General features: G+C 71.4%; 17 protein-coding genes. 1 reads left to right on the top strand and 16 read right to left on the bottom strand.

The window, feature by feature from the left end; translation table 11 throughout:
• Positions 1 to 4 precede the first annotated feature (4 nt).
• From AB0M63_RS05255 to AB0M63_RS05225, 7 genes are all read right to left on the bottom strand, one after another.
• A complete protein-coding gene (locus AB0M63_RS05255; RefSeq protein ID WP_366018429.1) occupies positions 5 to 787 on the bottom strand; it encodes an alpha/beta fold hydrolase in 783 nt (260 codons plus the stop codon).
• On the bottom strand, positions 784 to 3,444 hold the full coding sequence (locus tag AB0M63_RS05250) for a beta-ketoacyl synthase N-terminal-like domain-containing protein (protein WP_366018428.1): 2,661 nt from the start codon (positions 3,442 to 3,444) through the stop codon (positions 784 to 786). Before AB0M63_RS05250 ends, AB0M63_RS05255 begins: the two co-directional genes overlap by 4 nt.
• On the bottom strand, positions 3,437 to 3,763 hold the full coding sequence (locus tag AB0M63_RS05245; protein ID WP_366018427.1) for a phosphopantetheine-binding protein: 327 nt from the start codon (positions 3,761 to 3,763) through the stop codon (positions 3,437 to 3,439). The genes AB0M63_RS05250 and AB0M63_RS05245 overlap by 8 nt, the downstream gene beginning before the upstream one ends.
• Before the next feature lie 147 nt (positions 3,764 to 3,910).
• Positions 3,911 to 4,801: a methylenetetrahydrofolate reductase [NAD(P)H] gene (gene metF, locus AB0M63_RS05240; protein ID WP_366018426.1), complete on the bottom strand. Its 891-nt coding sequence runs from the start codon at positions 4,799 to 4,801 to the stop codon at positions 3,911 to 3,913.
• A gap of 28 nt (positions 4,802 to 4,829) precedes the next feature.
• Positions 4,830 to 5,810: a carbohydrate kinase family protein gene (locus AB0M63_RS05235; protein ID WP_366018425.1), complete on the bottom strand. Its 981-nt coding sequence runs from the start codon at positions 5,808 to 5,810 to the stop codon at positions 4,830 to 4,832.
• A 1-nt stretch (position 5,811) separates the two neighbouring features.
• On the bottom strand, positions 5,812 to 7,215 hold the full coding sequence (locus AB0M63_RS05230) for an aldehyde dehydrogenase family protein (protein ID WP_366018424.1): 1,404 nt from the start codon (positions 7,213 to 7,215) through the stop codon (positions 5,812 to 5,814).
• Positions 7,215 to 8,315: a phenazine antibiotic biosynthesis protein gene (locus tag AB0M63_RS05225; RefSeq protein ID WP_366018423.1), complete on the bottom strand. Its 1,101-nt coding sequence runs from the start codon at positions 8,313 to 8,315 to the stop codon at positions 7,215 to 7,217. Before AB0M63_RS05225 ends, AB0M63_RS05230 begins: the two co-directional genes overlap by 1 nt.
• A gap of 202 nt (positions 8,316 to 8,517) precedes the next feature.
• Between AB0M63_RS05225 and AB0M63_RS05220 the strand changes: the two genes are divergently transcribed.
• Complete coding sequence (locus AB0M63_RS05220; RefSeq protein WP_366018422.1) at positions 8,518 to 8,862, top strand: hypothetical protein; 345 nt, start codon at positions 8,518 to 8,520, stop codon at positions 8,860 to 8,862.
• Positions 8,863 to 8,925: 63 nt separating this feature from the next.
• Here the strand turns inward: AB0M63_RS05220 and AB0M63_RS05215 are convergent, their stop codons facing one another.
• From AB0M63_RS05215 to AB0M63_RS05175, 9 genes are all read right to left on the bottom strand, one after another.
• Positions 8,926 to 10,302, bottom strand: coding sequence for an FAD-binding protein (locus tag AB0M63_RS05215; RefSeq protein WP_366018421.1), 1,377 nt, complete (start codon positions 10,300 to 10,302; stop codon positions 8,926 to 8,928).
• Positions 10,303 to 10,354: 52 nt separating this feature from the next.
• The gene (locus tag AB0M63_RS05210; RefSeq protein ID WP_366018420.1) at positions 10,355 to 12,001 is read right to left on the bottom strand and encodes an amino acid adenylation domain-containing protein; all 1,647 of its coding nucleotides are present in this window, start codon (positions 11,999 to 12,001) and stop codon (positions 10,355 to 10,357) included.
• A 60-nt stretch (positions 12,002 to 12,061) separates the two neighbouring features.
• On the bottom strand, positions 12,062 to 12,721 hold the full coding sequence (gene phzG, locus AB0M63_RS05205; protein ID WP_366018419.1) for a phenazine biosynthesis FMN-dependent oxidase PhzG: 660 nt from the start codon (positions 12,719 to 12,721) through the stop codon (positions 12,062 to 12,064).
• Positions 12,718 to 13,554, bottom strand: a complete 837-nt coding sequence (locus AB0M63_RS05200; protein ID WP_366018418.1) for a PhzF family phenazine biosynthesis isomerase — start codon at positions 13,552 to 13,554, stop codon at positions 12,718 to 12,720. The genes phzG and AB0M63_RS05200 overlap by 4 nt, the downstream gene beginning before the upstream one ends.
• Positions 13,555 to 13,578: 24 nt before the next feature.
• Complete coding sequence (locus AB0M63_RS05195; RefSeq protein ID WP_366018417.1) at positions 13,579 to 15,498, bottom strand: anthranilate synthase family protein; 1,920 nt, start codon at positions 15,496 to 15,498, stop codon at positions 13,579 to 13,581.
• A complete protein-coding gene (locus AB0M63_RS05190) occupies positions 15,495 to 16,118 on the bottom strand; it encodes an isochorismatase family protein (protein ID WP_366018416.1) in 624 nt (207 codons plus the stop codon). Before AB0M63_RS05190 ends, AB0M63_RS05195 begins: the two co-directional genes overlap by 4 nt.
• A 49-nt stretch (positions 16,119 to 16,167) precedes the next feature.
• Positions 16,168 to 17,343 carry a 3-deoxy-7-phosphoheptulonate synthase gene (locus AB0M63_RS05185; RefSeq protein ID WP_366018415.1) on the bottom strand — a complete coding sequence of 392 codons (1,176 nt, stop codon included), beginning with the start codon at positions 17,341 to 17,343 and terminating at the stop codon, positions 16,168 to 16,170.
• A gap of 34 nt (positions 17,344 to 17,377) precedes the next feature.
• On the bottom strand, positions 17,378 to 17,863 hold the full coding sequence (locus AB0M63_RS05180; RefSeq protein ID WP_366018414.1) for a PhzA/PhzB family protein: 486 nt from the start codon (positions 17,861 to 17,863) through the stop codon (positions 17,378 to 17,380).
• A gap of 168 nt (positions 17,864 to 18,031) precedes the next feature.
• The gene (locus AB0M63_RS05175; protein WP_366018413.1) at positions 18,032 to 18,988 is read right to left on the bottom strand and encodes an aromatase/cyclase; all 957 of its coding nucleotides are present in this window, start codon (positions 18,986 to 18,988) and stop codon (positions 18,032 to 18,034) included.
• Positions 18,989 to 19,009 lie beyond the last annotated feature (21 nt).

Below are 19,009 nucleotides of genomic sequence, written 5' to 3'. Positions count from 1 at the left end.
TCTCCTAGTTCCGGGGGTCCTGTGTGCCGAGCGCGCCGCCGACCAGGCGCAGCAGCGCCTGTTGCTGGCCGGGGTCACGGAAGTAGAAGTGGCCGCCGCGCAGCAGATGGGTCTCGCAGCCGGCCCGGGTGTGGGTGTGCCAGCGCAGTTGCTCGCGTTCCTCCAGGTCGCCGGCGATGGCGGTGACCGGTACATCCAGCGGCTCCTCGGGCAGGTACGCGTAGGTCTCGGCCAGTTCGGCGTCGGCACGCAGGGTGCCGAGGACGATCTCCCGGAGCTCGGGGTCGTCGTGCAGCGCCTGCGGCAGCGCGCCCCAGCGGCGTTCCACCTCGGCGAGGAGTTCGTCACCCGGCAGCCGGTGGGCGACACGGCTGGTCGTGATGGGCGGCGGCTGCATAGAGGACAGCAACAGTCGGCTCGGCTGCCTGCGGCCGGTGCGGCGCAACGCGCGGGTGACCTCGAAGGCCACCAGGGCGCCAAGGCTGTGCCCGAAGAAGGCGAAGTCGCGCCGGCCGAACTCGACCTGCTCGACCAGGTCGGCGACAAGTTCGGTCATCCGGGTGTACGGCGGCTCGTCGTGGCGGGGAGCGCGGCCGGGCATCTTCACCGCCCACAGGCGCACCCCAGGCAGGCTCGCGTCCCAGCGCAGGAACTCGCTGGCGGAGCCCCCCGCGGGGGGAAAGCAGAACAGGTCGAGCGTCGTGTCCCCACGGGGCCGTCGGCCGGCGAGCCAGCGGCTCTCGGGAAGAACCGGCGCGGGGGACGCCGGGTTCGCGGTGCCCGTCATGACGGCTCCTCGTCCGTGGCAGAGCCGTGGCCCGGCTCGGCGAGCTGCTGTTCGATGAGTGCGGCCAGGTCGGCGGCGGTCGCCGCGGTGAAGAGGGACCGCATCTTGATGTCCACCGGGTAGGTGTCGCGGATCCGCGCGAGCAGCTTGGTGGCGATGAGCGAGTCGCCGCCGAGTTCGAAGAAGCTCTCGTCCGGGGCGATGTCCGGCAGTCCGAGCGCCTCCTGGAACAGGTGCAGCACCAGGCCCAGCGGGGTGTCCTCGCCGGGTGTTCCGGCCGTGCGGGGCACGGGGTCGGGCCGCTGCTCGGGGGCGGACTCCTCAGCGACCGCCGGGGCGGCGTCGGCCGCGGCGCCCGCCGGAACGGCGGACGTGGCTGCCTCGGCCGGGTCTCGCAGCAGATAGGGCAGGCGCTCGAACGGATAGGTGGGCAGCGAGACCTTGCGGCGGCGTTCCCCGTCGTGCACCCCCGCCCAGTCGACCGCGGTGCCGGCGGCCCAGAGCCGACCCAGCGCGGTGTACAGCCCCGGGAGCACGTCGGTGTCGTCGTGCTCCGCCTGCGGCAGCGTGGCAAGGAAGAGATGACGGTCGCTACGGCCGGGGTGCCGGGCGGCTCGTTCGGTCAGGGTGGTGCCGGCGCCGACCTCCAGGAGGATCAGGCCGGAGTCGGCGAGCAGGGCGGCCAGCGCGGCGTCCGTGTCGTCCGGCTCGGCCGACGCGTCGGCCGAGCCGGACGGGGTCCGGTTCCGTTCCGCGGTCCGCCGCAGTGCGTCCGTCAACGAGAGAGAGCCCGTGACCGCAGCCGCCGTCAACGCGCCCACACCGATCCCCCAGCACCGGTCCGGGCTCACTCCCCAGCGCCGCCACAGGGCCGCGAGGGCGTACTCCACAGCGAAGACGTACGCATCGCGCACCTCAGGTGCGTCGAGCCGGTCGAGTCCGCGGGCCACCTGCCGTACGGCCCGGGCGAGTTCGGGGTCGAGGGCGTCGGTGCAGGCCCGAAAGGCCTCGCGGAACGCAGGCTCTGTGGTGTGCAGCCGCCGGGTCGCGGACGGCGGCGCGGTGCCGGGGAACAGAAGGGCGACGGGCCGGTCAGGGCCGACGGGCTCGGCGGCGGCCACCCAGTCCGTGCCGTGCGGCCCGGTGACCCGGACGGCGCGGTGCGGGAGTTGGCGCCGACCGGTCTGCAGGGTCCAGGCGACGTCAGCCGGGGACGCGTCAGGGTGGCGCTCCAGGTGTCCGTCCAGCCGGCGGAGCTGGGCGTGCAGCGCGGTGGCGGTCCGTGCGGAGTGGACGAACAGCTGGGCTGGCCGGTCGGAATCCGCGGGGTGTTCGGCGGGAGCCTCCTCCAGGACCAGATGGGCGTTGACCCCGCCGACGGCGAAGGCGCTCACCCCGGCCCGCCGGGCGCCACCCCGCGGTTTCCAGGGCAGTGGCCGGGTGGCGACCCGGAACGGGCTGGCCTCGAAGTCAATCCGTGGGTTGGGTTCGGTGTGGTGGAGGCTGGGCGGGATGGTGCCGTGCTCCAGCGCGAGCACGGTCTTGATGAGTCCGGCGGCGCCGGCCGCGGCGTCGGCGTGCCCGATGTTGGTCTTCACCGACCCGATCGCGCAGAACCCGCGGGCATCGGTGTCCTGACGGAACGCCTCCGTGAGCGCGGCGATCTCGATCGGGTCGCCCAGCGGCGTCGCCGTGCCGTGGGCCTCGACGTAGGTGATGGTCCCGGCGTCAGTACCGGCCGCCAGCTGCGCGTCCCGGACGGCGGCGGCCTGGCCGGGCACGCTGGGCGCGGTGAAGCCGATGCGGGCGGCGCCGTCGTTGGTGACGGCCGACCCACGAACGACGGCCCGCACACAATCGCCGTCGATACGGGCGTCCACGAGCCGTTTCAGTACGACGACACCGGCGCCGTTGCTCGCCACCGTGCCGGCGCCGTGGGCGTCGAAGGCGCGGCAGACCCCGTCCGGGGCGAGGGTGCCGTCCGGGCCGGTCCAGGTGATCGCCTTCGGCGGCACATGGACGGCGACACCACCCGCGAGGGCCATGTCGCAGTCGCCGGCCAGCAGGGCGCGGCCAGCTGTGTGGACGGCGACCAGGGCAGTGGCGCAGGCCGTCTGCACGGCGACCGCTGGGCCGCCGAGGCCCAGCCGTTCGGCAGTGCGCAGAGGCAGGAAGTCCGGAGCGGTCGCCAGCAGGATCTCGTCGTCGGTGAGGCCGCCGAGGGCTTCGCGGTGGGCATCCACGTACCGGGCGTAGGCGGTCTCGGTGGAGCCGCCGTAGACGCCGATCGTGCCGGGGAACCGATCGGGGTCCTGGCCCGCGTCCTCCAGCGCCTCCAACGCGCACTCCAGGAACACCCGATGCTGCGGATCGGTCAGAACGGCGTCCCGCGCGGTGAGGCCGAAGTACTCGGCGTCGAACCACTCAGGCCTTTCGAGCCGGCCACGAGCTGGGACGTAGGTAAGATCCGAACCGTCTTCAGCGTCCCCCCTGAATACCTGGGGGAGGCCGCGCTCGATGGTGTCGCGCCCCTCGACCAGATTCTCCCAGAACTCATCGAGGTCAGCCGCGCCGGGAAAGCGTCCGGCCATTCCGATGACGGCTATAAAGTCGCTCTCGTCGGGCTGGTCGTCGAATCCAGTCACCGATTCAGTCACCGAGGTCTCCTTGCGGGCGCGTCCGGTCGCCGCCCAGTCGGGCCCGGCGGCCCGCGAGCCGGCCGGCCGCTCCGGCCGTGCGTCGCACGCGCACCGGACGACCGGTCTCCGAACCAGAGTTGAGGTGGTCTACGAGGCTGCGCACGGTCGGGTGGTTGAACAGCTCGACGAGCGGCAGGTCCCGGCCGGTGCGCTCGGCGAGACGGCTCTGGACCAGCTGGAGCAGGAGGGAATGCCCGCCGATGTCGAAGAAATTTTCGTCGGACCCGACCTCGGGAATCTCAAGAACATCGCACCAGATGGCTCGAACGGAATCCATGTCGATGGGTCCCGGATTTCCTTCCATTCTGCCTCAATCCTCTTTTCCGTCGATTCCCGATGGCGTCCCGATAATCATCCGCAAGCCACTGGAGAGATGTCCAATAAATGATTTCTCAGCCCGGTAGAAACGTTGTTTATCCAGAGGTCACGCGACCGGCAGGACAGCCCGCGCGGCCAGCACCGCCCGATGGATGTCCAGGGCGGCAGAGGACCGGTTGAGCGTGATGTAGTGCAGCCCGGGCGCGCCCTCGGCCAGCAGCCGTTCCGCCATGGCGGTCGCGTACTCGACGCCGATCCGGTGGGCGTCGGCGGGCCGGTGGCGGGCCGCCTCCAGCCGCAGGGCGAGCGCGGCCGGGAAGACGGCGCCGCTCAGCTCCGCGAACCGGGCGATCTGCCGGACGTCGGTAGCGGGCATGATCTCCGGCACGATCGGGGTTGCGCAACCCGCGGCGGCCACCCGGTCACGCAGCCGCAGATAGTCATCGACGTGGAAGAACATCTGAGTGATCGCGTAGTCGGCGCCGGCCCGGCACTTGGCGACGAAGTGCCGGATCTCGCTGTCCCAGTCCGGCGAGCGTGGGTGCCGTTCGGGAAAGGCGGCCACACCGATGCCGAAGTCTCCCGACTCCCGTATCAGGGAGACCAACTCGTGCGCGTGGGCGAGGCCCCGGGGGTGCGGGACCCAGGGGCCCCGCGGGTCGCCGGGAGGGTCGCCGCGCAGGGCCAGCACGTCCCGGACACCGGCGTCCGCGTACGCGCCGAGGACTCGGCGCAGTTCGGTGACCGAGTGGCCGACCGCGGTCAGGTGGGCGACCGGCCGCAGGGTGGTCTCGGCCGCGATCCGCCGGGTCAGTCCGACAGTGCGCTCGCGCGAGGAGCCGCCAGCGCCGTAGGTGACGGAGACGAAGGCGGGCGCCATGGCCTCGACCCTGCGCAGAGCGTCCCAGAGGGCGCGCTCCCCGGCGGGGGTACGGGGCGGGAAGAACTCGAAGGAGAAGGACGGCATCCCGGACCGCAACAGATCACGCGGGTTCATGCCGCACTCCCCGATGTCCTGCGCGGGTTCATGTCGCGCCTCCCAGCGCCGGGGCCAGCTCGGCCGCCGCGGTCGCGCCGTACGTTTCCCGGATGCTCGCGGACAACGCCGCCGAGTCGGCCGGGTATCCCTGCGAGCCAGGCGAGCCCAGTACACCGGAGGCGACGGCGCATCCGAGCCTGGCCGCCGCGGTGACGGAGAGCCCGTGGGCCAGCGCGGCCAGGAAACCCGCCCGGAAGCCGTCGCCGGCCCCGGTGGGGTCCGTCACCCGTTCCCGGGGCACGGCGGGCACGAGCAGGGGCGGCCCGCAGCGCCGTTCGACGCGAACGCCCCGCGGGCCGAGCGTGGTCACCCAGGCGCCGACCCGCCTGAGGATGTCCTCGGGCGGGCGGCCGGTGTGCTCGGTGAGCAGTGCGGCCTCGTACTCGTTGGTGAACAACCAGCGCGCGCCGTCGACCAGATCCAGGATCTGCTGCCCGGTCAGCCGGGCCAGCTGCTGGGAGGGGTCGGCGGCGAAAGACAAACCCAGGTCCCTGGCCTGCCGGGTGTGACGGGCCATGGCGTCGGGGTCGTTGGCGCACACGAGCAGCAGGTCGGGGCGGGTGCCGACGGCGAGTGGGGCCAGGTCGATCTCCCGAGCCTCGGTCATGGCGCCCGAGTGGAAGGCGGCGATCTGGTTGCCGTCCCGGTCGGTGAGGCACAGGAAGCGTGCCGTCCGGCGGGTGCCGGAGACCCGGACGCCGCTGATGTCGACGCCGTCCGCCTTGAGCCGCCGCCCGTACTCCTCGAAGTCGGTGCCGGCCGCGCCGACGAGCAGTGGGGTGAGGCCGAGTCTGCCGAGGCCGTGCGCGATGTTCGCCGCGACCCCGCCGTGCCGGATGTCCAGGTCGTCGACGAGGAAGGACAGGGAGACATGGTCGAGGCGGTCGGCGAGCAACTGGTCGGTGAACCGGCCGGGGAACCGCATCAGATGGTCGGTGGCGATGGAACCGGTGACGGCGATCCGCATCTCAGGCCTCCGCCGCGATGCGGTGATAGACGGTCTTGCTGCGCATGAGGAACTCACCGAGATGCCCGTCGTGCGGCAGACCGGGGCGGTGCCAGTGAGTGGGATGAGCGCCGATGTGCACATTGCTGATCGTCGGTTCGTCGACCAGCGCGTCGACCAGTGCCTCGTCCTCGGTGACGACGGTCAGCACGAGGGTGTCCCGCAGCGGCTCGATACCGTCGTCGCGGCTCCACGGCGCGACCCACACACAGGGGAACGGAACCTCGACCCCGACCTGCGGGGCACCGGCCGAGTCGACCTGGTGGACGACCGGGCGCAGTACGGCGCTGCCGTCGCCGAGTTCGTCGACGAATCCGGTTCCGCCGAGCCAGGCCCGGCTGCCCTGGGCCCGGTCGAGGACGAATTTCTCCATGGCGCGGGCGGCCTTGACGTGCTGCACGGGCAGGCATGCCTTGTCGTCGTCCGGGGGAAGGCTGGGCAGGGCGGCGAGCCGCTCGGCGATGGCACCGGCCGGCTCCGCCGGGTCCCCCTCGACGAGTACCGCGGTGGCATTCACACAGCCGGTACCGGCGTGCCGGGCCACCGAGTCGACGATCATGTCGAGGTGGTCGCGCCAATCGGTGTCCGCGGTGATGAGGATCTTCGAGCGGCCGGGACGCAGCGAGAGCACCCCGGGGTCGTCCGCATAGGCGCGGATCACTTCGTCGCCGCCGTAGGCGAGATCGGCGGCGCGGACCAGGGCGTCGGCGGCCTCGTGTCCGCAGGGCAGCAGGACGACGTGGTCGTCTCCGAACCCGGCCGCACGCAGGGCATGCACCAGACGGTGGGCGGTGAACGGTTCGCGGGCCGCCGGACGCACCGCCACCCGGTAGCCGAGGGCGAGCGCCTCGGGCCAGAAGCCGTGCGTGCCGGGGTGGTTGCCGGGGACGTGCACGGCGAGCACCTCGCCGCGCCGGGTCCACAGCGCCCGCCCGGTACGGGCCAGCGGATCGCGCCAGTCGGCGACGGCACCGGCGGGCCGGGCCAGCGCGGTGCTGCCGGCGGTCCGGCTCACGCGTTCGGCGCAGGTCAGGGTGGCGGTCGCCACGACGGAGGCGGGAAGCCCGGAGACCCGGGTCACGGCCCGCTGGTAGTCCCGGACGGTCAGGCCGCCGAGTTCGGCGCCGCGGAACAGTTCACCGGCCCGGGCGAGCGCGGCGGCCCGGTCGGCAGCCGGCAGCGGGACGGCTTGGTGCAGTGCCTTCATGGCGCGGTTGACGTAGAGCGTGGGCGCGAGGCTCAGCTCGGCGACGACGGCACCGGTCACGTCGGTGATGTCCTGGCGGGTGCCGGAGCGGTAGGGACCGGCCGGGCCGAGGGCGTCCAGGACCAGGACCGGGGAGCCGGCCGTCTCTGGCGCGCCCATCAGTAGACGCCCTCGATGACTGTCTCGTCGTCGAAGCGGGCCACCGGGGCGATGCCGGCGGCCGAGTCGCCGACCCGGCCGTCGGGCGCCGGTACCCGGATCGCGGTGTCGCGCTCCAGGTTGTTGGGAAGCAGCAGCGCCTTGCTGACGTGGTGCATCACCACCTGGCCACGCTCGCCATACGCGACGGCGGCGCCCGTGACCGGGTCGACGACCTGGAAGGTGATGTACGGCGAGAAGGTGTCGAAGACGCACGGTCCGCCTGCCGGGGTGCCATGCCGCTCGCCGGCGATGCCGAGGATCATCGTGCTGCCGTAGTGGCCGTACAGGACGGTGTCGGGAAAGATTTCGCTCCGGTACAGCTGCGCGGTGTCGGGGTCCATCTGGGTGCCACCCCAGCGGATCGCCCGCACCTTGGAGTTGACGAGTTCCACCAGGTCCTCGCGCTGGGCGATGCGTTCCAGCAGCGGCGGGGTGACGGTGAGGACGCCGATGTCCTGGGTCCGCAGCACATGGGCCGCCTGGTCGATGACGTGCTCGGCGTAGGCGTCGGCCTGGCCGCCCTTGCCCTCGGCGATCAGGCGCTTGACCCAGCGCGGGTCAAGGTCGACCTGGAAGCCGTAGCGGCCGTGGGTGAGGGCGGAGCGACGGAAGATCTCACCGACGACGTGCGGGCCGGAGGGCGTGATGCCGAGCCAGTCGACACCACGCGGGAACCCGTGCACATCGAGGTTGGCGTTGCTCCAGGCCACCAGCTTCTCCAGCCAGTCGCGGGGGCAGACCACCCGCTTGGGGGCGCCGGTCGTACCGCCGCTCTCGTACACGCCGACGATGTCCGGCCGACTGCCGTAGCCGCGCGGCACCAGGTCGGCCGCGGGGACCTCGCGCAGTTCGTTGGCGACGTTGGGGAAGAGTCTCAGGTCGTCGTAGCCCTTGACGTCGGAGAGCGGATCGAAGCCGAGTGTGGCCGCTCGGCGCAGCCAGAATGGGGAACCGGTCTCCGGGCCGAAGTGCCACTCCATCGCGGCCCGGACGAGTTCGTCGGGGTCCGGACTCGCCTCATGAGGCAGATCCAGGATCGACAGCTCTGCACGCGCCACGCGTCCTCCCAATTCACACCGCCGGCCGCTCGGGTCCGGCGTCCCGTCTCGTACGGGTCCGAAGCTGGTTGTGCATGTGTTCCCATTCGAGCAACGGGACGGGATGCGTTCCTGAGTAGCCACTACTCAATTCCCTTACTGAGCGGGCCTTTTCTCGGACCACGACCGCCGCAGGAGGCGGGTCCGTCCGTACGCTGGCGCGATGAAGGCAATGATCGCTTGGTGGGATCTCACCGATTCGGAGCACACCGCGCAGAGCCTCCGCGCGTTTCTTCGGGACGAGGCCGAGCAGTCCTGGTCGGGGATACCTGGCCTGTTGCTCAAGGTCTGGATCTCGGATCCGGAGAAGAACCGCTGGGGAGCGGTGTTCCTTTGGGAGTCAGAACAAGCTGCAGCTGCCGCCCGGTTGCCGCGCAGCGCCGGGGAACTGATCGGCCGGCCACTGGAGTTCCGTGAGTGGTTCGACATCGAGGCGACGGTCGAGGGCAGCCATGCGCTGGCCTCGCTCGCGGGCTTGGGACTGGCTCTGCAACCTCGGACCGACTGAAGCGCCGGACGTGCGGAGGCGGCTGCCCGGAGCGATCCGGGCAGCCGCCTCCTCCTGCGAGGCTCAACCGTGCGCGGCCGGTGGGATGTTGCGGTTGCAGCGGAACAGGTTGGCCGGGTCCAAGCGGGTCTTCAGACCGGTCAGCCACCGGTGGTCGGCCGGCTCCCAGAAGTCCTCGGCCGGTCCGGGCGGCCTTCCGTACACCAGGTTCTGGCAGCGCCCGCCCACGGACTGCCCGGCGACCGTGTCGAGCACGGCACGCCGCATCCGGTCGGCATGGTCCGGTTCGGCGCCCATCAGGGGCACCAGCACCCGGAGCAGATAGCGGGCCTCGCGGTGCCCCACGACGTTCGGCACGGCAGGCTGCCGCCCGAGGGCCCCGCCCAGATGCCGGACGTCCACCACGCACGGCACCGGCCCCGGTGCGCCGGCCAGTTCGGTGACGGCGGCGGCCTGCTCCGGGGTGACAGCCCGCAGCAGGACGTTGTCCCCCAGGTACGCGTGAGGCATGTGGGGATCGTCGTAGATCGCCCCGCACTCGGTGTACGGCATCTCCGCGAGGGTGTCCGACAACAGGTGACCGATCGCCCGCAGCGGTGCCGCCAGGCACTCGCCGCTACGGGCGTCACCGGTGTGGGCGATGCGCACGTGCCCCGCGAGCCGGCCGCGCAGCCGGGCGGGGAACAGCGGCAGGTCCGGGTAGGCGACCAGGGACACCGAGGAGGTCAGCTCCTCCGGCAGGGTCCGGGTCCAGCCCAAGTAGCGCTCCAGGAGATCGGGGGTGCGGGCGAGGTCGAAGACCAGCTCTCCCCCGTAGATCCGGCTGATCCGCACCAGCTCCAGCTCCACTGCGGTGACCACGCCGAAGTTGGCACCGGCGCCGCGCAGCGCGCGGAACAGCCCAGGGTCGGAGTCGGCCGTCACCCGCCGTGACCGGGCGTCGGGGGTGACGATCTCGACGGCGCGCACATGGTCCGCCGCCCAGCCGAACCGCCGGCCCAGCAGGCCCAGTCCGCCGCCGAGCACATAGCCGACGGCGCCCACTCCCGGGGCGGAGCCGTTCAGCGGGGCGAGGCCGTGGCGGGCGGCGGCGTCGACAACGTCCGTGAACCGGGTACCCGCCGCCACCCGCGCGGTGCCGGCCCGCGCGTCCACGGTGACCCCGGTCAGCGTGGACGTGTCCACGAGCACACCGCCATCGAGAGGGAACGACAGCCCGTGACCGGTGGCCTGTGCGGCGACCGACAGGCCGGCTCCGGCCGCGTGGGCCACGGCCGCCACCACGTCCTCGGGCCCGTCGGGCCGTACGATCACCGAGGGCCTGTGGTGGTAGGCGGTCTGGAAGCCTTTGCGCCGGGCGTCGAACCCGGCGTCGCCCGGCAGCAGAACCGCGCCGCGGACCTGGTCGGTCAGGATCCGTGCCGTCGCGGCACCGTTCATGGCAGAGCGCTCCTTATCGGTCGTACGGGCCGATGGGACACCGGCGTCCGCGTCACAGTGGGAACGGCTTGAGCTCCCCGGAGACGATCCGCTCGCGCAGGGCCGTCCGGTCGGTCTTGCCGTTGGCGTTCAGCGGGAACGCGTCCAGGGTGTGATAGGTCAGCGGGATCATGTAGGGCGGCAGGGCGGCCCGCAGCGCCTCGTCGACGGCAGCCACGTCCAGCCCGTCGCCGCAGAGCACGGCGGCGAGCACGGTCAATCCCTCCTCGTCGCCGGGTACGGGCAGCACCACCGCCTGCTCCACGCCCGGCCGACGTTCCAGATGGGTCTCGACCTCGCCGGTCTCGATGCGGTGGCCGAGGATCTTCACCTGGGAGTCCAGCCGTCCGACGTAGCCGAACTGACCGTCCGGGAACCGGCGGACCAGGTCGCCGGTGCGGTACCAGCGGACGCGCCCGCCGTCGCCGGACTCCCGGACGTGGAAGGCCCGTTCGGTCTGCTCCGGCGCGTTCAGATAGCCCTCGAAGATCTGCGCCCCGGCCACGCACAGCTCGCCGGTCTCGCCGTCGGGCAGCTCGGTGCCGTCCTCGGCGAGCGCCGCGGCCGCCGTGCCCGGGTAGGGCGCCCCGATGGGCACCACTCCGTTGACGGCCAGACCGGGCGAGGTCCGCGGGTCCCAGCGGTGCCCAAGACAGGTGATCGTCGCTTCGGTGGGGCCGTACAGGTTCTCCAGGACCGAGCCGTCGGCCGCCTCCTGCCAGGCCCGGGCCACCGTCACCGGCAGGGCCTCGCCGCAGAACAGGCTCCAGCGCAGCGAGGGCAGCGAGCCGGGGGCCAGGGTTTCCCGACGGTGCTGGAGGATGGCCACGGAGGGGACCGACGACCAGACGGTGATGCCGTGGTCTCGGACGAAGTCGAGCGGCGCCATCAAGTCGAAGGTGTCCATGGGGAACAGATGGCCGCCGTGGCCCCAGGCCATGAAGAGGTCGAAGACGGCCGGGTCGAAGGTCTGGTCGAAGGTGTTGCTGAACCGGTCCTCGGGGGCGAAGTCGTAGCGCGCTGCGCTCGCCCGCAGGAATGAGGTGACGTTGTGGTGGGAGACGGGCACGCCCTTGGGGCGGCCTGTGGAGCCGGAGGTGAATAGCAGATACGCGGTGCCGTCGGGGTCCGTGAACTCGGGTTCCGCCAGGGAGACGGCATCCGCCAGTGTCGGAGCGGTGACCGGCCGCGACCCTTGCGGCAGTCCGGGGGGCGCCTCGTCGCTCTCCGGGAGCAGCACGGCGGGCGCCGCGGGCAGGCCGCTGAGGAGTTCGGCCAGGCCGGGCAGCGCGCCCCGGTCGGCGAACAGGGCGTCCGCGCCGGACCGTTCCAGGATGTCCCGGTTGCGGGCCACCGGGTACTTGGTGTGCAGGGGTACCACGGTGGCTCCCGCGTAGAGGGCGGCGAGGAAGCCTGCGTAGGTGACGATGCTGCGGTGACCCAGCAGACCGACGCGCGCGGGCCGGTGTCCGTCCGCCCGCAGGGCCCCGGCCCAGCGCCGGGCGAGGGCGTCCAGCTCGGCGTAGGTCCAGGTCCGGTCCCCAAGGGTGAGGGCGGGTCGGCCAGGGTGGCGCCGGGCCGAGGCGTGGAAGCCGGCGTGAAGGAAGGGCTGGTGTGGTCCCTGCATGATGGGCTCGCGTTTCGCTTCGATGGGTCTCATGGACAGGCTCGATCCGGTTCCGGTGTACGAGCGGCCCGAGGTACGGCCCCGGTACGGGGGTCAGGGCTGGCGGCGGCCGACGTTCCAGCCGTCACCCGTGCGCTCGTAGCAGAGCCGTTCGTGGAGCCGGTCGGTGCCGTTGGCCCAGAACTCCACGGAGTCGAAGCGGAGTTCGTAGGCGGTGAATTCCTCGGGGCAAGGCAGCGCCTCGCCGCTCTTGCCCAGCCGCAGGGCCCGTTCGCGCAGTTCCTCGACCTGCTCGGGACCCCTCAGCGGGCGGCTCTGCCGGGCGGCGGCCGACATCGCGTGAGTGAACACCGGGCGGGCGAACCACATGGCCTCGGTCTCGGGCCTGGGCAGAACTGTCACGGGTCCGGCGACGATGATCTGCTGGCTGGTCTCGCGCCAGTACAGCACGCCCGAGGCCCAGGAGTTGACGGCCAGGTCGAGGCCCTTGCGACTGCCGGCGTGGCTGAGGAAGACGAACCCGTCGTCGGTGACCTGGCTGATCACCACGATCCGCGAGGACGGCCGGCCGCGGGCGTCGGCGGTGGCGAGGGCCAGCGCGCGGGGCTCGCGGACCCCCAGTTCCGCGGCTTGGGCGAGCCATCGCCGCAGCAGCCCGGACGGTTCCGCGGGTGGCACCGCGTACTCCGGGAAGTCCACCCGCACCTTGCCCGTGAGGCTCTCCGATCTGGTGCTGCCCGGAGACGTGGTCACAGCCGCAGGGTTCCTTCCAGTACGACGACCCCGTTTCCGCCGACCGCGACGGAACCCACCCGGTCGCCGTCGCCGTGTGCGATCACGTGCATGGGCGAGGGGCGGCCCATCTCGACGCCCTGGGTGATCACGAGGTGCTGCCCGTATCCGGCCAGCCCGTGGCGTGCGAGGTGGATCGCGATGGGCCCGGCCGCCGACCCGGTGGCCGCGTCCTCGACCACTCCGTAGGCCGGGGAGAACATTCGGCTGCGCCACTGGGTCCCGGAACCGGCGAAGCAGTTGGCCGCCATGTCGGGGAACCGGGCGAGGGCGCGGTGGTCGGGGGCGAGCGCGGAGAGCTCCCGGACGCTGCCGAGACAGACCAGGACGTGGCGCGGGCCGTTGCGGTAGATCTCCACGGGCAGCACGGAGTCCTGGACGCCGAGTGCGGCGAGCAGTTCGTCGCGCCGCTCGAAGGGCTCCCAGACGGGCACCGGCTGCTGCATCCAGGCCCCCGTCACCCGCTCGCCTTCCTGGGTCAGTTCGAAGGGGACGACGCCCATGGCGGTCTCCAGTTTCAGCTGCCGCGCGGGCGCGCGGTGGGCGAGGGCGAGGGCGGTGCCGAGGAGCGGGTGCCCGGCGAACGGCAGCTCGTTGACCGGGGTGAAGACCCGCACCCGGGCGTCGCCTCCGCCCTCGGGCCGCAGTACGAAGGTCGTCTCGGAGAGGTTCATCTCCCGGGCGATCCGCTGCATCTGGTCACCCGTCAGGTCGTCCGCGTCGAAGTAAACGGCGACGGGGTTGCCCCGCAGGGGTTCGGTCGTGAAGGCGTCGACGACGGTGTAGGAGTACATGGCGTGGTCTCACCTGTTCTGTGGTCAGGCGCCGAGCGCGTCCCGGACGGCCGCGGCGAGGATGTCCGGTCCGCCGCGGGTGAGCACCGACTCGGCGTGGAACTGTAGGGACGTGAAGTGCGAGCCACGCAGGGCGTACACCTCTCCGGTGCCCGGCTCGCGGCACACCTCGACCACACCGACGCCCTCGACGTCCCGTTTGTCGGTCGTGCTGCGGGCGGCGAAGGTGTTGTAGAAGCCGACGTGCGCGCGGCTGCCGAAGAGGTCGATCTCCTTCTGCAGTCCCTGGTTGGGGACCGGCAGCCGGGTCACCTCCAGGCCGAGCCGGAGGCTGAGCACCTGGTGGCTCAGGCAGACTGCGACAAACGGCAGCCGACGGCGCAGCAGATCGGCCACGGCCGCGTGCAGGTGGGCGATCTTGGCGTGGTCCGTCTCGCTGGGGTCGCCGGGGCCGGGCCCCATGACGACGAGGTCGCAGTCGTCCAGGTCGTGCTCCTCGTCGAAGCGGCGGACAGTCACCTCCATGCCGAGGGCGCGCAGCTGGTGGCCGATCATCGAGGTGAAGGTGTCCTCGGCGTCGACGATCAGCACCCGTAGGCCGGCCACGCCTCCCACCGGGACGGCCTGTCCAGGGGTCTCGTCCAGCCAGAAGTCGGCGATCGTGTCGTTGCGTCGGGCGAGGGCGGCCCGTACCTCGGGGTGGGCGGCGAACCGGCGGACCGGCCCGGCCTCCAGCGCGGCGATCAGGGTGGAGGCCTTGACCCGGGTCTCGGCGGCCTCGGCAGCCGGGTCGGAGTGGCGCACCAAGGTCGCGCCGACCCCGATGCCCAGCCTGCCGGAACGGTCGATGTCCGCGGTGCGGATGAGGATGGCGGAGTCCAGTGTGCGCGTGCCCCGGGTGTCACGTCCGATCAGGGCGGCAATCCCGCTGTAGTAGCCGCGGCCGCCCGGTTCGAATGCGTCGATGACCCGGCAGGCGCTCTCCAGCGGAGAGCCGGTCACGGTCGGCGCGAACATGGTCTCGCGCAGGATGTCGCGGACGTCCCGCCGGGTGTGGCCCTCGATGAAGTACTCGGTGTGCGCGAGCCGGGCCATCTCCTTCAGGTACGGTCCACGGACCCGGCCGCCGTCCTCGCAGATGCGGGCCATCATCTTCAGCTCTTCGTCGACAACCATGTAGAGCTCGTCGGCCTCCTTGCCGTCGGCGAGGAAGTCCATCACCCCGGGCAGCACCGGGCCGTCGGCCGGATAGCGGTAGGTGCCGCTGATTGGGTTCATCACGGCGGTGCCGTCGTGAACGCTGATGTGCCGCTCGGGTGAGGCACCGACGAAGGTGCGGTCGCCGGTATGGATCAGGAACGTCCAGTAGGCACCGGACTCCTGGGCGAGGAGCCGGACGAAAAAGGACAGGGCGCTGTGCGGGCCGTAGTCGGTGATGTCCGCGACGAAGGAGCGCCGGATCACGAAGTTGGCGCCGTCGCCGGTGCCGATGGCTTCGTCGACGACCCGACGCACGATGTCCTGGTAGGCGTCGTCGCCGATGTCGAAACGGGCGCCGGCGAGCGTGGTGGGCATCTGGGGGACACGAGCAATCGCGTCCCCCAAGGGCACGCGCTGCTGCTCGGTGATGGTCAGGGCGATCAGCGGGGCACCGTCGTCGGGTGCGGCGTAGCCCCGCTCGGCGATCTGCCGGTACGGGACGACGACGAGGACCTCGTGCCGGGCGCCCGGCACGGTGCCGGATACGGTGGGATCGTCGTCCGGCAGCGGGATACCGGCCAGGGTCTCGGGAAGCGACACCTCGCCGGCCAAAACCTCGAGCACCCCCGCTCCGCCCGCCTCGGGCCGGTGCAGCAGGGCGTAGCCGGTGGGCGGTTCGGCGAGGACGCGGTCCAGGAGGTCGCGGGGGCGGCCGTCGTCCTGGACTTCGGGTCGTCCAGTCATGCGAGGACCTCCTTCGCGAGCAGGACACGGGCGCAGCGCTCGGCGGCGTAGGTGAGGGCCAGATAGTGGTGGTGCGCGGAGAAGTCGGCGACGGCGTCGGCGACCAGGAATGGCTGGATGTCGTGTCCGAACGCCTCAATGGCCGTCACCAGCACGCCGATGTGTGCGTAGACCCCGCAGAGGATCAGCTGGTCACGACCGGACTCCCGCATGGTCCGCAGCAGCGGCGAGTCGTGGAAGGCGCTGTACCGCCACTTGGTCAGCAGCAGGTCCCCGTCGCTGGGGGCCAGTTCGTCGACAACCGCGTTGTCGCCGGGGTCACGGCGCATACCCGGCCCCCAGAAGTCCTTGAGGAGCCCCCGCTGTTCCTCGGTCATGCTGCCGGGCTGGGCCGTGTACGCCACCGGCACCCCGGCGGCGGCGCAGCGTTTGCGCAGCGCGGCGGCGCCCCCCACGAGCTGTTCGCGCACGGACCTGGGGAACCCCGCGAGGAAGTAGCGCTGCATGTCGTGGACGAGGAGGACCGCGCGGTCTGGATCGGGCGTCCACCGGGCCGGACCGGAGGGAAGGTCACCGGCGGTGGGAAACTCATAGGGCTCGATCGGAGGTATGCCAGCCATGGACTCGCTTTCCGGGACGAGGGCGGACGGGAGCTGGGGCACGCCGGTGTCAGGCCTGCCAGGCCGCGACGACCGCCATGGCCTGCCGCGGGTTGAGCCTCGGGTCGCAGAGGGTCGTGTACTTCTCACCGACGTGGGCGAGTTCCGCCTCGTGGGTGACGCATTCGGTGACGTCGTCCGGGGTGGTTTCGAGATGCAGGCCGCCGCACACCCCGCCGGCGGCTGTGACGGCCTCCTGAAAGAGCGCCACCTCGGCCAGGACGGTGTCCAGGTGCCGGGTCTTGTTGCCGTCGGGAGCGGTGACGGTGTTGCCGTGCATGGGGTCGGTCAGCCAGATCACCGGATGGCCGGCCCCTCGTACGGCCCGCACCAGCGCCGGCAGCCGGTCGGCGACCAGGTCGGCTCCCATACGGGCGATGAGGGTGAGCCGGCCCGGTTCCCGGCCGGGGTCCAAGCGCGCACACAGGTCGAGCAGCACGGCGCTCTCCGTCGTCGGGCCGACCTTGCACGCGACGGGGTTGGCCACCTCGGCCAACAACGCCACATGGGCACCGTCCGGCTGCCGGGTCCGTTCGCCGACCCAGGGCCAGTGGGTGGAGCCGAGGAATACCCGGTCCCGGTCGTCGGTGCGCAGCATGGGGATCTCGTAGTCCAGCAACAGCGCCTCGTGGCTCGTCCAGACCGGGGCCCCGAAGGGCCCGGGCCCGTCCGTGTCGGGGTGCCAGCCCAGATGCCGCATGATGTCGCCGGCGGCAATGTGGCCGGTGAAGATGCGCACCGGATCGTGGCGCCGGGCCTCCGGGTCCGGTTCAGGGCCGTTGACCATGTGCCCCCGGAAGGTGGGCAGTACGGCGTCGCCCACGGTCTCGGTGTCGCGGGAGCGGGGCTTGGCGAACTGTCCGGCTATGCGGCCCACCCGTACGACCGGCTTGTGCGCGGTCATCCGGAGAGTGCCGGCGAGCAGGTCGAGAAGCCCCGCTTTGCGGGAGACGTCACCGGAGGTGCACTCGGCCGGGTCCTCGGCACAGTCTCCGGCCTGGACGACCAGTGCCTCGCCGGCGGCCACCCGGGCCAGCGCGGCGCGCAGCCGGGCCAGATCGGCGGGCCGGACCAGGGCGGGCCGCCCCGCCAGCGCCTCGCCCACCCGGCCGACCTGAGGCAGATCGGGCCAGTCGGGCTGCTGCCGTGCCGTGCGGACCCGGATGTCGCGCAGGACTTCGTCCACTGGGCTACTCCTACGTGGCGATGGGCCGATCCGGTCAGGTGGGTATGCCGGCGCGCTTGATTTCCGGTACGGCAATGCCGAGTGCCCGCAACTGCTCGAACGGGTTCATGAACTCCCGCTGCCTTTTGATCTTGCCGTTTTCGAACTCGAAGGAATGCAGGAAGTGGTTCTCGTAATACCCCGCCGGATAGTCAGCGAAGAGGATTTTCCCGCGCCCGTCGCATTCGACCCAGAACCGGTCGGGGTCCTGCGTCTCGAAGATCTCGACGTTGTACCACTCCCAATCAGGGAATGTCTTGAGGGACCACACGGCATGCTCGCCGAGCCGGTCCCGCCCGTTGATGCTGATGGGGGCTCCGGTGTCGGTGGTCCACAGTCCGCCCACGCCGTCCTCAGTGAACAGCAGGTGACGCCGTAGCCGGGCCTCCCCCCGCGCAGCCATGTAGGTCTCGACCACCACACGGTTGGCGCGGCGGGTCTCCGAGTCGTCCGAGAAAACGGGCGGAACGGATTCGGGCATGCCTGTACTCCAATTCCTGAAGATTTTTTGACCCTTTGAATTTTCTGGGCACGACGGGCTCGAACTCCGAGGCGAAGTAACTCCGCAGTATCGAAACGCCGTTGTCGATCCTGCCGTCCGGAAAGATGTCAGGCAAGAAGAGAAGCCGTCGCGAATGTCAATTCGCCGTCAATTCCGGATCCGTTGCGGCTGGGCACCCTCGGCATGGTCCTTGGCATGGGTCAGGGTGGCCAGGCTGTTGGTGCTGAGCGCACCGTGCACATAGGCGCGGGCATCAGCGACGGTCGCTCCGGCACCGAGCACCCGCTCGATGTTTTCCGGGTTCAGCACGACGGTGTGCTGAGAGGTGGCCGCGACCATGTCGTGTGCTGCGGACAGGAAGGTCCAACGGCCGGTGTGCAGTGTCATCAGGGCCGGCAGAGTGGTCTGCTTGTAGATGATCTCGCGGTGCGGGAGGCACACGCGGTAGGAGTGCGTGAGATGGGTCGAGCCGTCCTTGGCCCGGGTGTGCATCCGCAGACTCTGCAACCCGGGTTCGGGCTCGGACAGTTCGACGTCCGCCACGTGTGGGAGCCGCCGTGGCCACAGGTGCGCCTCGTTGACGAAGTCGTAGAGGTCCTTGGCCGAACCGTCGACGAGGACGGTGTCCTCGAAGGAGAGCGTCAGCTCCGCCTCGGCGCGCACCCGTTCCACGTTGGCCTTCAGCGCGGCGAGCTCGGACCGGGAGTTGCGATCGACTGCCTCGTCGATCCAGGCGAGGCCCACCGGGTCGTCACCGATCGCCCGGTAGTCGTGCAGCAACCGCAGCCGACAGGTGTCCGCGGACAGCACCTCGACGATCCAGGTGCCGCCCATCTCGGCGACGGGCGGAGCGGAGATCTCCTGGCGGAAGGTGATCCGCCGGTGCTGTGCGTCCAGGGTACGCAGGGACGTCCACTGCTTCGCCTGGTCGCCCGCGGTGGCCCAGATCCGGATCCGCTCCCGGTCCGTGCCGTGCTCCACACGGTCGACATGGATGGTCGGGGGGAAGATCCTCGGCCAGTTCTCCACCTGTGCGATCAGTCGGTACACGGCGCCGGCCGGGGCGTCCACGGTGATCTCGTGCTCGACCTGACGTGTCGTCATAATGTGGTGTTCTCCGTGCTT

Origin of the sequence: Streptomyces sp. NPDC051576, from assembly GCF_040681835.1 — a bacterium.
Lineage (GTDB): Bacteria > Actinomycetota > Actinomycetes > Streptomycetales > Streptomycetaceae > Streptomyces.
Note: the sequence above shows the minus strand (reverse complement) of the source record. Positions and strands in the feature narration are given on the sequence as shown.